The sequence below is a fragment of the Mammaliicoccus sp. L-M44 genome (assembly GCF_022386355.1).
GTDB classification, from domain to species: domain Bacteria; phylum Bacillota; class Bacilli; order Staphylococcales; family Staphylococcaceae; genus Mammaliicoccus; species Mammaliicoccus sciuri_A.
In genome coordinates this window covers 15,498-29,547 of sequence record NZ_JAJNIU010000018.1, presented here as the reverse complement: position 1 = coordinate 29,547, position 14,050 = coordinate 15,498, and the positions used below count along the sequence as shown (strand labels likewise).

The 14,050-nt window shown below is 32.0% G+C and carries 14 protein-coding genes; 11 read left to right on the top strand and 3 right to left on the bottom strand.

Annotated elements, in window-relative coordinates; translation table 11 throughout:
* Nucleotides 1-9: 9 nt before the first annotated feature.
* The 6 genes from LQ611_RS10445 to LQ611_RS10420 all read left to right on the top strand — a co-directional run bounded on the left by LQ611_RS10445 (nt 10) and on the right by LQ611_RS10420 (nt 6,330).
* Nucleotides 10-693, top strand: a complete 684-nt coding sequence (locus tag LQ611_RS10445) for a response regulator transcription factor (protein ID WP_107565400.1) — start codon at nt 10-12, stop codon at nt 691-693.
* Between the two features lies 1 nt (nt 694).
* Entirely contained in the window at nt 695-1,756 is a 1,062-nt protein-coding gene (locus tag LQ611_RS10440; protein ID WP_107565401.1) for a sensor histidine kinase, read from the top strand.
* Between the two features lie 49 nt (nt 1,757-1,805).
* Entirely contained in the window at nt 1,806-2,567 is a 762-nt protein-coding gene (locus LQ611_RS10435; RefSeq protein ID WP_025907385.1) for an ABC transporter ATP-binding protein, read from the top strand.
* Nucleotides 2,557-4,491 carry an ABC transporter permease gene (locus tag LQ611_RS10430; protein WP_107565402.1) on the top strand — a complete coding sequence of 645 codons (1,935 nt, stop codon included), beginning with the start codon at nt 2,557-2,559 and terminating at the stop codon, nt 4,489-4,491. Before LQ611_RS10435 ends, LQ611_RS10430 begins: the two co-directional genes overlap by 11 nt.
* A gap of 209 nt (nt 4,492-4,700) precedes the next feature.
* Complete coding sequence (locus tag LQ611_RS10425) at nt 4,701-5,318, top strand: DUF47 domain-containing protein (protein WP_107565403.1); 618 nt, start codon at nt 4,701-4,703, stop codon at nt 5,316-5,318.
* Nucleotides 5,319-5,331: 13 nt separating this feature from the next.
* Complete coding sequence (locus LQ611_RS10420) at nt 5,332-6,330, top strand: inorganic phosphate transporter (protein ID WP_025907379.1); 999 nt, start codon at nt 5,332-5,334, stop codon at nt 6,328-6,330.
* A gap of 304 nt (nt 6,331-6,634) precedes the next feature.
* On the opposite strand, the gene LQ611_RS10415 is transcribed toward LQ611_RS10420, so the two are convergent.
* Nucleotides 6,635-7,444: a LysM peptidoglycan-binding domain-containing protein gene (locus tag LQ611_RS10415; protein ID WP_107565404.1), complete on the bottom strand. Its 810-nt coding sequence runs from the start codon at nt 7,442-7,444 to the stop codon at nt 6,635-6,637.
* 316 nt (nt 7,445-7,760) lie between these two features.
* On the opposite strand from LQ611_RS10415, the gene LQ611_RS10410 reads away from it, so the two are divergent.
* The 3 genes from LQ611_RS10410 to LQ611_RS10400 all read left to right on the top strand — a co-directional run bounded on the left by LQ611_RS10410 (nt 7,761) and on the right by LQ611_RS10400 (nt 9,736).
* Nucleotides 7,761-8,408 (top strand): Bax inhibitor-1/YccA family protein, encoded by a 648-nt coding sequence (locus LQ611_RS10410; protein WP_037589997.1) that lies wholly within the window; start codon nt 7,761-7,763, stop codon nt 8,406-8,408.
* A 122-nt stretch (nt 8,409-8,530) separates the two neighbouring features.
* On the top strand, nt 8,531-9,244 hold the full coding sequence (locus tag LQ611_RS10405) for a YebC/PmpR family DNA-binding transcriptional regulator (protein ID WP_025907373.1): 714 nt from the start codon (nt 8,531-8,533) through the stop codon (nt 9,242-9,244).
* Between the two features lie 12 nt (nt 9,245-9,256).
* Entirely contained in the window at nt 9,257-9,736 is a 480-nt protein-coding gene (locus LQ611_RS10400; protein ID WP_025907371.1) for a cupin domain-containing protein, read from the top strand.
* Nucleotides 9,737-9,792: 56 nt separating this feature from the next.
* On the opposite strand, the gene LQ611_RS10395 is transcribed toward LQ611_RS10400, so the two are convergent.
* Nucleotides 9,793-10,902 carry a 5-methyltetrahydropteroyltriglutamate--homocysteine S-methyltransferase gene (locus LQ611_RS10395; protein ID WP_025907369.1) on the bottom strand — a complete coding sequence of 370 codons (1,110 nt, stop codon included), beginning with the start codon at nt 10,900-10,902 and terminating at the stop codon, nt 9,793-9,795.
* A 127-nt stretch (nt 10,903-11,029) separates the two neighbouring features.
* Here LQ611_RS10395 and LQ611_RS10390 point away from each other — a divergent pair, with 127 nt between their 5' ends.
* Nucleotides 11,030-12,544 (top strand): phospholipase D-like domain-containing protein, encoded by a 1,515-nt coding sequence (locus LQ611_RS10390; RefSeq protein WP_107565405.1) that lies wholly within the window; start codon nt 11,030-11,032, stop codon nt 12,542-12,544.
* A gap of 96 nt (nt 12,545-12,640) precedes the next feature.
* Here the strand turns inward: LQ611_RS10390 and LQ611_RS10385 are convergent, their stop codons facing one another.
* Nucleotides 12,641-13,192, bottom strand: a complete 552-nt coding sequence (locus LQ611_RS10385) for a TetR/AcrR family transcriptional regulator (protein ID WP_025907366.1) — start codon at nt 13,190-13,192, stop codon at nt 12,641-12,643.
* Between the two features lie 210 nt (nt 13,193-13,402).
* Here LQ611_RS10385 and LQ611_RS10380 point away from each other — a divergent pair, with 210 nt between their 5' ends.
* Nucleotides 13,403-14,050, top strand: coding sequence for an HlyD family secretion protein (locus LQ611_RS10380; RefSeq protein WP_025907364.1), 648 nt, complete (start codon nt 13,403-13,405; stop codon nt 14,048-14,050).

Genomic DNA, 14,050 nt, shown 5'->3' with positions numbered 1-14,050 from the left:
AGGGATAGTATGGAATTACTAATAATTGAAGACGATGAAACTTTATTTAATGCTTTGAAACAACAACTAGAAAAATGGGATTGGTCAGTACATGGCATAAATGATTTTGGAGCCGTGTTTGAAGAATATAAAGCATTGCAACCGGACATGGTTATTATAGATATACAGTTACCTCAATATGATGGGTTCTATTGGTGTCGTGCGATAAGAAAACAGTCTAATATACCAATTGTATTTTTATCTTCAAGGGATCACCCGATGGACCAAGTCATGAGTATGGAACTAGGTGCTGATGACTTTATACAGAAACCATTTCACACAGAAGTGCTAGTTGCCAAACTTCAAGCAATTTATAGAAGGGTTTATCAATATAATAAAGATGAGCCTAGAATTAAGTTATGGCATAAAGCACGCGTTGATTATGGTAAACATATTATTGAAAAGAATGATATTGAAATTTCGTTAACTAAAAATGAAATGTTTATTTTAGAGATTTTACTAAATCATAAAAATGAAATCGTGAGTAGAGATACGATTATCACTGCTTTATGGGATGATGAACAATTTGTGAGTGACAATACATTAACTGTTAATGTTAATCGCTTAAGAAAGAAACTTACTGAAATTGGCTTCAATGATTTAATTGAAACGAAAGTAGGTAAAGGCTATATTGCGCACGAGCCGGAGGGATAAAATGATCAAATCGTTTCTGAAAGAAAGATGGATTTGGATATTACTGTATATAGTCATGCAAGTTACTATACTGCTTACGAGCTGGTTAGATGTGGCCTTTTCTTTTAAAAGCGCTTTGTATTTAATCGGTATAAATTTGATTATTTTTATCGTGTTTATATGGTTGATTTACACGCGAGAAACAAGATTTTATAGTGCATTAAAAAATGATATGCCGATTAAAGAAATTGAACATAAAGAATTGAATCAATCAACATATGAAAAGATCGTTTTTGATTATATTCAACTTTATGAGGAGCGTACGAGACGTACCATTCATAATCAAAATAAAGAAATACAAGCGACTAAAAATGATTTGCTAGATTGGATACATGAAGTCAAAACACCCATCACTGCAATGAAGTTATTATTAGACCAAATCGAGGAACAGGATTTAAAAAAGAATTTATTATATGAGTGGAGCAGAATCGACTACTTACTGGATCAGCAACTTTATATTAGACGTTTAAGTTCTAAAAGTAATGATTTTTATTTTGGACATTATGCTTTAAAAGAGATGGTTATAAAAGAAATTCAACATGCACGTAATATTAGCATGGCTAAAGGCATAGGGTATGATATTCAAATTGAAGATGAAAAAGTTTATACAGATGAAAAATGGTGTCGAACTGTCATTAGACAACTCATAAGTAATGCTCTGAAATATACGGAGAATAAAGATATTATCATTTCAACTTATGAACAAAATGGTCAAACATACTTGAAAATTCAAGATTTTGGGCGAGGTATTAAAGCGCGAGACTTACCACGTATTTTTGAAAGAGGCTTTACTTCAACGACAAATAGACGTGAGTCTACAGCCACAGGAATGGGGCTATATTTAGTTAAAGAAATTACTGAAGGATTAAGTATTAAAGTTAATGTGAAATCTACTTATGGTGAAGGAACGACAGTATTGCTTATTTTCCCACAACCAAATGAATTAACAACGGTAGAACAAACAAGTGACAAAAATGTCACTTCAAACATGAAAATGTACGATGAATCAAAGGAAGAATTGTAAAAAAGGCTATAAGATGGAATCATAAACAAATTACAAAGGAGTTTTGAATATGAGCATATTAAAAACTGAACAACTCGTTAAAGTTTATGGTTCTAAAAAAAATCAACAAGAAGTGTTGAAACAAATAGATATGACTGTTGAAAAAGGTGAATTCATTAGTATTATGGGGCCATCTGGGTCAGGAAAGACGACACTGTTAAATGTATTAAGTTCCATTGATTATGCGACAACAGGGCAAATTGAAATTAATGGTCATCAACTACAGAACATGAACAATAGACAAATGTCTAATTTCAGAAAAAAAGAGCTGGGCTTTATATTCCAAGAATATAATTTGCTTAATACACTTACCGTGCAAGAAAATATCATGTTACCTTTAACCATTCAAAAAATTTCTAAAAAAGAAGCGCAAGTAAGATTTGAAGAAATTAGTAAGGCGTTAGGTATTTTAGATATACAAAATAAATATCCTAGTGAAATCTCTGGTGGTCAAAAGCAAAGAACATCAGCTGCAAGAGCATTTATAGCACAACCATCCATTATATTTGCTGATGAACCAACTGGTGCATTAGATTCTAAATCTGCTTCAGATTTACTGAATAAATTAAATCAAATGAATCAAATGACACAATCAACAATCGTTATGGTTACACACGATTCATCAGCAGCAAGTTATTCAAACAGAGTCATCTTCTTGAAAGATGGAAAGATCTACTCTGAACTTTATAAAGGAGACGATGATAGAGAGACATTTTACAAAGAAATCATCAAAACACAAAGTGTGTTAGGTGGTGTTGTAAATGAGCTTTAATCAAATTGTTATTAAGAATTTAAGACGTAACATTCGACATTATAGTATGTATGTCTTTTCAATAACGATGAGTGTCATGCTCTTTTTCGGATTTGTCACGTTAAGGTTCTCTGAAGATTTAAATAGTGTTCAATCAGGTATTAGAGTTGGCGCAGCTATTAAAGTAGGCGTAACAATATTGACGATTATCATCGTTATATTTCTTCTTTATGCCAACAAACTCTTTATTAAGAGAAGATCGAGAGAAATGGGATTGTACCAATTAATTGGTATGACAAAGCGTGAAGTCTTTAAAATATTTGCTTTAGAAAACTTTGTATTATTCACATTAACAGCTGTGATTGGATCTATTTTAGGATTTTTCTCTTCTAAAATATTATTGATGATTTTATATAAAATCATCGGCGTCCAACAAGAAGCACATTTGAATTTTAGCATTGAAGCTTTCGTTCAAACAATTATACTCATGATTGCGATTTATATCATTATCGCTTTTCAAAATGCAATATTTATAAAAAGAAAGACAATTTTAGCACTTATGCATGAATACAATGCAACAGATACTAAAATTAAGAAAATTAAACTATATGAATTGATTTTTGGTGCAATTGGCATCGTCATGATTATAAGTGGTTATTATTTATCAAGTGTCATGTTCGATAATCTTAGCGATGCAGGAATGGCAACATTATATATAAGAATGCTTACCATTTTATTCTTAACAATAGTGGGTGCATACTTGCTCTTCAGATGTTCAATCTCATTAATATTTAATACCATTCGTAAATATAAAAAAGGTATGCTGAGCGTGACAGATGTTGTTTCAACTTCGTCTATTATGCACAAAATGAAAACAAATGCTTTATCACTAACAATTATCGCAATAGTGTCAGCTATGTCAGTCGGCCTACTAGCATTGAGTTACGTTCAGTACTACAATGCCGAAGAAACAGCAAGAAGTACATCACCAGATGATTATATTTTTGTAAATAAAGATGCAAATCAACAATTTAAAAAAGCATTAGATGCTGAGCATATTCAATATAAAGAACGTAATTATGATGTGACACGTTATATTATTGATGATAGAAAAGTGCTTAAAGGTGCTAATGAGACAACTGGAGCAGAACCAAATTCACCATCAACAGTTGCTAAAGCATCTGAATTTAAAGATCTGAAATTGAAAGACGATGAAGTTGCAGTTGTAGGGTTTAATGATCTTCTTGATAAAGTGACTACAGTTAATGATCAAGAAAAAATGTCCTACAAAATGGGTAATCAAACACATCATCTTAAAGTGAAATCTATTAGTAAAGAAAATTATTTATCTTCAATGGTTTCTTATAATGCACCTGTTTATGTTGTGTCAGATCATACATTCGACCAAATGAAAAAACATGAAGCTAGAAATGATGACATGAATCAGCAATTTGGTGTGAACTTAACAAATGATAAAGATGTTAAGAAAGCAGAAAAAATCTTTAGTAAAGTACAAAGTAAAACCGAGTCATCTATGTCATATCATGAAATTTATAATGACTCTAAAAGTAGCCTCGGAGTTATGCTATTTATTCTTGGGTTCTTAGGTATCGCATTCTTACTATCTACAGGATGTATCATTTACATTAAACAAATTGATGAAACTGAAGATGAAACGTCAAACTACATTATTTTAAGAAAGTTAGGTTATACATCTAAAGATATGTCTAAAGGTATTGCACTGAAAATTGGATTTAACTTTGCGTTACCACTAATCATTGGATTATGTCACGGATATTTCGCGGCTAAATCAGCTTGGTTCTTTATGGGACAATCATTCTATACACCAGTGCTGATCGTAATGTCACTTTATTCATTAATCTATATTCTGTTTGCTTTCTTAGCATATATCCACTCTAAACGCGTGATTCAAAGAGTACTTTAAAAATAAAAAAATTTAAAAAAGGGCTAGTGCTTGTCATTAGCCTTTTTTTGTGTTATAAAATACCAATGTGAACTTTGTGTTTACGTAAAGTTTACAGACAAGTTAAAATTTCAAAAATAAATTAATAAACTGTGGTCGAATTCATTTTGAAAGAGTACAATGAAAGAGTAATTACATAAATTATGATGTAAATTTTGGGAGGATTACTAATGTTTAATAAGAAGAAGGATAAGTTTGGTATTCAGTTAGAAGCTATAGCTGAGAATTTAAGTCGTGCATCAGTTGAATTTGGAGAAATGGATTTTAATTCAGATTTCGACTTAAAAGCTTATTCAGATAAAATTAAAGCCTATGAGTCTAATGGTGATGATCTTATGCACCAAATGATTACTGATTTAAATCAAACTTTCATTACACCAATTGAAAGAGAAGACATTTTAGAATTATGTGATGCATTAGATGATGTATTAGATGAAATGGAAGAAACTTCAGCAATGTTTGAAATGTACTCTATCAGTTATTCAGATGAATACATGGCAGAATTCGTGAAAAATATACAAGCAGCAATTAAAGAAATTGAGATTGCTGTAACGTTAGTAGCTGAGAAGAAATTCTCACACATTCGTGTACATTCTATCAACATTAAAGAATATGAAACGAATTGTGATGGTATTTTAAGACAATCAATTAAATATATTTTCAACAGTGAAACAGATCCAGTAACATTAATAAAAATTAAAGATATTTATGAATCTCTTGAAGATGTAGCAGATAAATGTCAATTAGTAGCAAACAAATTAGAACAAATTATTATGAAAAATAGCTAAGGAGTTTTAAAAAATGGATAGTTTACTCATTATTACCGTAGCTATTGTTGTGTGTGCGTTACTTTTTGACTTTATTAATGGTTTCCATGATACAGCCAATGCAATCGCTACAGCAGTATCTACAAAAGCACTTAAACCACGACATGCGATTATTTTAGCAGCGGTTATGAACTTTGTTGGGGCATTAATGGCAACAGGTGTAGCACAAACAATTGCTAAAGATATTGTCGATCCGTTTAAATTAGAAAATGGTTCAGTCGTTATTTTAGCAGCATTGATTTCTGCTATAGCGTGGAACCTTATTACTTGGTATTTCGGGATTCCAAGTTCATCTTCACATGCATTAATAGGGTCAATTGCAGGTGCAGCTATTGCTTCTGCAGGATTTGGAATATTACATTACCAAGGATTTTCAAAAATTATATTAGCTTTAATTGCATCTCCAATTTTAGCGTTTATCGTTGGTTTCATTGTATATTCTATTTTCAAAGTCGTATTTAAAAATAATAATTTAACAAGAACAAATAGAAACTTTAGATTTATCCAAATTGGTACAGCAGCATTACAAGCATTCTCACACGGTACAAACGATGCTCAAAAAGCAATGGGTATCATTACAATGGCGCTTATTTCAGCTAATATGCAATCTACAACAGATATTGAATTATGGGTTAAAATAAGTTGTGCTACTGCAATGGGTCTTGGAACTGCAGTAGGTGGATGGAAAATTATCAAAACAGTTGGTGGAAACATTATGAAAATCCGTCCAGCTAACGGTGTAGCAGCTGACTTATCATCAGCATTCGTTATTTTCGGTGCTACATTCATTCACTTACCAGTATCAACAACACACGTAGTATCTTCATCTATTTTAGGTGTAGGTTCATCACAACGTGTTAAAGGTGTTAAATGGACAACAGCACAAAGAATGATTATTACTTGGATTATAACTTTACCAGTATCAATTCTTTTAGCTTTCATCGTTTACCACATTTGTATGTTATTCGTATAAGCAATCATTTAAACATCCAACTCTTTAAGGTTGGATGTTTTTTGTATGGGAAAATTGAGAAGGGGAGGAGAAATTTAGTGATAGGTGAATTTTTTGTGGGGAGATGTTCTGAGTTAGGGACATAATTCCGAGAAATGTCCGTAAGAGAGAGCTCATCTAATTACCAGAATTCGAAATAATGGAAGTTAGCCGATTCTAACTACCACAATTCAGAATAATGATAGTTAGCCCAGATAATAAAAACTACTACAATCTAATTTTCTGCATAGAAAAAACCAGTTCGTCTTCTGAACTGGTTTTTTTATTAATGAATATATGAATAGTTATATACTTGAGATGCTGGGACTGTTCTGTAATCTTTAACACCTGGAGGCGTATTATAGTTCATTTCTGAAATTAATAGACTTCCGTCTGCGTTAATAGATTCTACATATGATACGTGACCATATTGTCCAGCTGTAGTTTGCATAATTGAACCTACTTCAGGTGTGCCGTCTACTCGGAAACCGTCAGCTTGTGCTGCGCCTGCCCAATATTTAGCATCTCCCCAGTATGTGCTGATTGAACTACCAGCTTGTGTTCTGCGATCAAATACGTAATATGTACATTGACCCCAGTCATATAAGTTTTGGTCATTGAATGATTTATTGCCACCTGTTTGAGTAGGTTGTGTGTTATTTGAAGGAGTAGTTGTAGTATCACTACCGCTTCCACCAGCAATTTTTAAAGTTTGACCAGGATAGATAATATAACCTTGTAAATTATTTGATTTCATTAGTTGGTCAACTGTAACACCGTTTTGTTGTGCGATTACTGCTAATGAGTCACCACTTTTAACTGTGTATGTAGAGCCTGAAGTTTCTGTTTCTTGAGAACCGCTTCCTCCCGTTGAACTACTTCCGTTTACAGTAATGACTTGCCCTGGGAAAATCATATTTCCTGAAATATTGTTACTTGATTTCAGTTGATTAACAGATACACCATATTGGTCTGCAATCATCCATAAAGATTCACCATTTTTTACAGTATGTTGAGTTGAAGCTTCGGCGTCGTTATGAGCTGCTATAGCTGCAACACCAGAAACAGCTGTTACTGCGAATGCAAATTTTTTCAAAGGCTTATCCTCCTTAGGTATATATAATATATAAAAACAGAATACTAAAATGAACTTTCTTCTATACACGTAATGGTAACAAAAATAATATTGTATGTACCTGATGTAATCACTTTGTAATAAAAACACAATAATTAATATTTGCTTTTTTACATTGTTTGAAGTGCGCCAAAACCGTTGTGAGCGAATCTATATGGAATATGGTAATTTATGTATGTATGATGAATGTTACAAATTATAGAAGACATGACGTTTGATATATAGAGAAATAGTATGTAAAATGTTGGTATTACGTTATAAAAAGGAATGATTAAAGATGAATTATGATAACCAATATGCATCTTATCAACATACAGATACTCATGGTTCAGCCATTAGAAAAACATGGCTATACTTCTTATATTATTGGGTAATCTTTGGAGTTGGGACATATGTAGGTCAATTCGTACCACCTGCATTACATTTACCAATTACAATTGGATTGTTTGTACTCATTATGATTTCATTATTTGTAAAATCGTCTAGAAAATTTGGCGGTTTAATTTCAAATATATATGCATTCTTTATCGGCGTGATTTCATATACGGCCTTTATGTATTATTTAGGCACATTAGGTACACAAGCGTTTTATGGCAATATTGCCTTAGCAATTGGTGCATTTGCTGCTTTTGGTATACTCGGTTACTTTATGATTGATGATGCTTCAGGTTTAGGAAAATATTTATTTGTAACATTAATCGCGTTAATCTTCGCAAGTTTATTAGGTATATTCATCCATAATCCTATTTTCCATACAGTGTTATCTGTAATAGGTATTGGACTGTTTCTACTTTATACTGTGTATGATTTTAACCGTATGAAACTAGGGAACTTCTCTCCAAGAGAGATGGGCTTTAATTTGTTTATTAATTTACTCAACATCATTATGCACATTTTAAGACTCGCAAGTATTTTAAAAGATTAAACATAACAAGTCTGAGGCAATCATCGTGTCTCAGACATTTTTTGATTTGTAAACTTTGCCAGATGTAATCATTATTGTATAATAAGTATGTTAAATAACTCACTTGAAAGAGAGATGGAAATATGGGACGTAAATGGAATAATATTAAGGATAAAAAAGCCCAAAAAGACAAAAATACAAGTAGAATCTATGCTAAATTTGGTAGAGAAATATATGTAGCTGCTAAATCAGGTGAACCTGATCCAGAATCAAACCAAAATCTTAAATTTGTATTAGAAAAAGCTAAAACTTATTCTGTTCCTAAACATATTATAGATAGAGCAATTGAAAAAGCTAAAGGCGGATCAGAAGAAAACTTTGATGAATTAAGATATGAAGGTTTCGGTCCAAGTGGTTCAATGCTAATTGTTGATGCATTAACAAATAACGTAAACCGTACAGCAAGTGATGTACGTGCAGCATTCGGTAAAAATGGCGGTAATATGGGTGTATCAGGCTCAGTTGCTTACATGTTCAACCATACAGCTGTATTCGCATTTAAAGGAAAATCTGCTGATGAAGTTTTCGAACTATTATTAGAAGAAGATTTAGATGTAAGAGATGTTATCGAAGAAGAAGAGTTAACAATTGTATACGCAGAACCAGATCAATTTGCACAAGTTCAAAATGTGCTTAAAGCAAATGGCGTAGAAGATTTTGATGTAGCTGAACTTTCAATGTTAGCTCAATCAGAAGTAACATTATCAGAAGAAGATTTACAAACGTTTGAAAAATTAGTCGATGCAATTGAGGATTTAGAAGACGTACAACAAGTATTCCACAATGTTGACTTGTAATGGAGTGTTTAGATGAATAAAGAGAAATGGATAAGTGCACTCAATTTAATACCACATCCTGAAGGTGGTTTCTATCATGAAACGATTAAATCAGAACATGCTTTAAATGATGGCAACGCGTTATATACAAGTATTTATTTTCTATTAGAAAAAAATAATATTTCGCATTTTCATAGAATAGAATCTGATGAGGTATGGTATTATCATGCAGGGCAAACATTGACTGTGCATATGATTTATCCGGATGGACATTATGAAAAAGTTAAAGTCGGTCCAAATGTTGAAGAGGGAGATGTATTACAAGCCCTCGTACCAAAAGGCGTGATATTTGCTTCAACTGTTGAAGGTGACAATGACTATGCACTTGTAGGATGTATGTGTGCACCAGGATTCCAGTTTGAAAAATTTGAACTGTTTACGCAGGCTCAATTAATTGAACAGTATCCACAACATCAAGAAGTAATTGAAAAATATGCTTTCGAAACAATTTAAAGTTTAATATAAAGAAATCCCAATCCGAATGTGTCGGATTGGGATTTTTTGCGTAATTATAGTTCTCCGTATACTTCTTTAGCAGTTTCGATGACATAAGATAATTTACGCCATTGCTCATTTTCAGATAAGATGTTACCTTCTTCTGTTGAAGCGAAACCACATTGAGGACTTAAGCATAATTGATCTTTTGAAACGTATTTTGTTGCTTCGTCTAAACGATCAAGAATATTTTGTTTGTCTTCAAGTTCACCAGTTTTTGATGTGAATAAACCTAATACAATATATGCATCGTTTCTATCAAAGTGTCTTAATGGTTCAAAGTCTCCTGAACGATTGTCATCGTATTCTAAGAAGAAGCCTTGTAGCTTTTCAGTAAATAGTTCTTTCGCAATTGGTTCATAACCACCCGTAATTGCCCATGATGATTGATAGTTACCACGACAAATATGAGTTGTAATCAATAAGTCTTCTGGTAAATCAGCTAATGCATCGTTGACAACTTTTGCTGCTAGTTTGATAGCTTCTGCTTTTTCTTCTTCAGAACGCTCTCTATTTTTAATTAATTGTTTTGTTGCTGCTAATCCAGCCCAATATACATCATCAATTTGTAAATAGCGACAACCTAATTCATAGAATTTAAGAATAGATTGACGATAAGCTTCTGAAACATCTTTCGCATATTCATAAATATCTGGATAGATTTCATGGTTTAATATGTTTGGATGGAATAACTGGTTTGGACTTGGTATAGATACTTTACTTACAGCTCTTCCGTTTACTTGCTTATGTAAATAATCAAAATGTGCGAAGTGAGGATGGTCTGGGTTGTATTGAACTTTTCCTACAACTCTTACGTCATGTTTTTTAGTTTCTACGCCATTAAATGTTAAACCAATTTCTGGTTCATAATCTTCTACGCCTGTTAAGTTTTCTAAGAAATCAAAGTGCCAATAAGAACGTCTGAATTCACCATCTGTAATACTTTTCAGTCCGACTTCTAATTGTTTTTCAATAATCTTATCGATTTCTTGATCTTCAACTTTCTTTAAATCTTCTTGTGTAATCGTACCTTGTGAAAATTGTTGACGAGCTTTCTTTAAAGGCTCGGTTCTTAGTAAACTACCTACATGGTCGGCACGGAAAGGTCTTAATTGTTCTGTCAATTTACTTCACTCCTGTTTATATACTCTAAAAATTCTGAAAAATTCAATATTAATTAAAAATACCAAAGTAATACATCGATGTCAATTTAGTTTTGATATAATAAATAAAAAGGAGGAGATTAAACACTTGGCTAATAAAAAGAAAAATATCAAAAAGAAAAGTCAGTCTGTAAAAAGAAAAAAGAAAAATGATAAATCAAAGCGTAAAAATAAAAAGAAATATATTTATGGATTCCTTTTATTGATTATTGGAATTGTGATAGCTATGAGTATTTATCATGTGTTTAAACCTTTACCACATGGCGTTTCAAAAGTGAGTTCAGAAACGATGACAGACCATGTGGAACTATTAACAGATGTCACTTATAAAAACGGGAATAAGATGCAGTACAATCAAGAAATATTTGATAAAGTAAATGAGACGATTAAAGAAGCGGATGATTTTATTATTATGGATATGTTCTTATTTAATCATTATCAAACGGGAGACAAGACTTATCCAAAAATATCTCAACGTCTTACACAATCATTAATTGATAAGAAAAAAGAAAACCCAGATATGAGAATTATTGTGATTACTGACCCACTTAATTCATTCTACGATTCATACACGCCAGATCATATTAAGGATCTAAAAGCCAATAATATAGATGTTTACTATACAAATCTTAATGAATTAAGAGATTCTAATCCGATTTATTCAGGCATGTATCGAACATTTTTCCAATGGTTTGGTAATAGTGAAAATGGTAAGTTAAGTAATCCATTAAGTCCTGAAGCACCAGATGTTACGGTTAGAGGCTATTTAAATATTTTAAATATGAAAGCAAATCATAGAAAGACTTTAGTTACAGAAAAACATGGCATGATCTTATCTAGTAATCCACATGATCCAAGTGGTTATCATCAAAATGTTGGTGTCAGAGTGTCAGGTCCAATCCAAAATGCAATTATTAAATCAGAAATTGCAGTTGCGAATATGAGTGGCGGTCGATACTCACCAAGTGATTTCAAAATTAAAAACAATAGCTGGAATGATAACGCCAAGTATAGTGTGCAACTAGCGACTGAAGGTAAAATTAAAGATCAAGTCATTCAAAATATTAAAAAAGCACAATCTAAAGACCATATTTCAATAGGTATGTTTTATCTTTCAGACAGAGATGTGATTGATGAATTGATTAAAGCTTCTAAAAGAAATGTGGATATCAAACTTATACTTGATATTAATAAAGAAGCATTTGGTAAAGAAAAGCCAGGCGTACCAAATAAACCAGTTGCAAGTGAATTAATCAATCGCTCAAAAGGAAGCATTAAAGTAAGATGGGCTCGTTCAAATGGAGAACAATATCATTCTAAATATATGTTGTTTGAGCAAAATGAAAACAATCGTGCCACGATGATATTAGGTTCATCCAATTTAACAAGAAGAAACATCGGAGACTTTAATTTAGAATCAGATATTATCATTAAAGGAAAACAAAGTGATGCAGCCTTTAAAAAATTATCCAATAACTTTAAACAATCTTGGAATAATAGTGAACATGACATGACTGCACAATATGATGAATTCAAAGACGAAGCACTATGGAAAAAAGTATTATATAGAATTCAAGAAAGTACAGGTTTATCAAGCTTTTAACAGTATATAAAAAAGACATTCACCGTGAAGGTGAATGTCTTTTTTGATAAGTAGGAAGTGCAGGGAGTAACGCACGAAGACTGAGATATCGTACCCTTATCTATTAATCTTAATAATATTCCGATACATAATATCTGCCATTTTTTCTGGTTTTTCTACACATCCGTTTTTTAGCCAACTATAAATGGTAGCGATTTGTCCACCGACTGTATAGTCAAGGAAGAAATTGACGTCTTGAAGTGTACCTATTCGTGTAATCAATTTTTCAAATCTTAGTTTAATGAGTTTGATAAAGCTGATGATGAGTTCTTTTTCTGGGTGGACGACAAAGACGCTTGTGAAAAATCTTTGATGTCTTGATATGTAATAAAAGACATTCGTAAAGTACTGTTTAACATACTTTCTTCTTTTATCGGGGTTTTCAAGAATAGATTGTTCTATATTATCCATTAATGTTTCATAGTTCGTCATATGAAACTGTTTGATTTCTTCATACGTTTCATATTTATCTTTAAAATGTGCGTAAAATGTTGAACGATTGATGCCACATTCTGCACATAACATTTTTATTGTGATTTCATCAAAATGATAATGTTCTAATAAGTAAACCATATTACTTATGATTAGTTGTCTCGCATGTTTTTTCATAGGTCACCTCGAATAAATACATCCCTAATATTTTAACAAAAAGCCGTTCAAAGATACATTCATATACCATTTAAATATGTAGATATTATGAATAATTATCTGATTTTTTCCGCTATTTTAACCCGACAAACTTATTTAATTTGTTGGTTTAAATCATGATTACAGAGCCGTATAATGAATAAATCATTGAAATTTGGAGGAAATAAAGTAATGAAAAAAATAGTGCTTGTAAATGTTATCACTATAGTAATTTTAGTGGCTATTGGTCTAGTAGGATTCCATTATTATAGTGAAGCAACAGATTATGTAAAAACAGAAAATGCAAAAGTTGACGGTGAGCAAATCAAAATTGCTAGCCCAGTATCAGGTAACTTAACAAGCTTCGACGCTAAAGAAGGTAAAACTTATGACAAAGGCGACAAAATCGGAGAAGTAGCTGGTAAAGGTGAAGATGGACAGTCTCAAGAAATGGACATTAAAGCACCATCTAAAAGTACAATCGTAAAAACTTCTGCAACAGAAAACAGTTTAGTTCAAGCTGGATCACCAATCGCATATGCATATAACTTTGATGATTTATATGTAACTGCAAACATTGACGATACAGATGTAGAAGATGTTGAAAAAGGACAAGCTGTTGACGTGTATATCGACGGACAAGAAGCTAGTGTTAAAGGTAAAGTGTCTCAAGTTGGATTAGCAACTGCATCAAGTTTCTCATTGATGCCTTCATCAAATAGTAATGGAAACTATACAAAGGTGACACAAGTTGTTCCAGTGAAAATCACATTTGATTCTAAGCCATCAACAAATGTTGTTCCAGGAATGAATGTTGAAGTTCGAATCCACAAGAATTAA

Excerpts from the sequence above, each read along its gene's own strand:
- LQ611_RS10445 (WP_107565400.1), top strand. The coding sequence starts at position 10 with ATGGAATTACTAATAATTGAAGACGATGAAACTTTATTTAATGCTTTG.
- LQ611_RS10440 (WP_107565401.1), top strand. The coding sequence starts at position 695 with ATGATCAAATCGTTTCTGAAAGAAAGATGGATTTGGATATTACTGTAT.
- LQ611_RS10435 (WP_025907385.1), top strand. The coding sequence starts at position 1,806 with ATGAGCATATTAAAAACTGAACAACTCGTTAAAGTTTATGGTTCTAAA.
- LQ611_RS10430 (WP_107565402.1), top strand. The coding sequence starts at position 2,557 with ATGAGCTTTAATCAAATTGTTATTAAGAATTTAAGACGTAACATTCGA.
- LQ611_RS10425 (WP_107565403.1), top strand. The coding sequence starts at position 4,701 with ATGTTTAATAAGAAGAAGGATAAGTTTGGTATTCAGTTAGAAGCTATA.
- LQ611_RS10420 (WP_025907379.1), top strand. The coding sequence starts at position 5,332 with ATGGATAGTTTACTCATTATTACCGTAGCTATTGTTGTGTGTGCGTTA.
- LQ611_RS10410 (WP_037589997.1), top strand. The coding sequence starts at position 7,761 with ATGAATTATGATAACCAATATGCATCTTATCAACATACAGATACTCAT.
- LQ611_RS10405 (WP_025907373.1), top strand. The coding sequence starts at position 8,531 with ATGGGACGTAAATGGAATAATATTAAGGATAAAAAAGCCCAAAAAGAC.
- LQ611_RS10400 (WP_025907371.1), top strand. The coding sequence starts at position 9,257 with ATGAATAAAGAGAAATGGATAAGTGCACTCAATTTAATACCACATCCT.
- LQ611_RS10385 (WP_025907366.1), bottom strand. The coding sequence starts at position 13,192 with ATGAAAAAACATGCGAGACAACTAATCATAAGTAATATGGTTTACTTA.
- LQ611_RS10380 (WP_025907364.1), top strand. The coding sequence starts at position 13,403 with ATGAAAAAAATAGTGCTTGTAAATGTTATCACTATAGTAATTTTAGTG.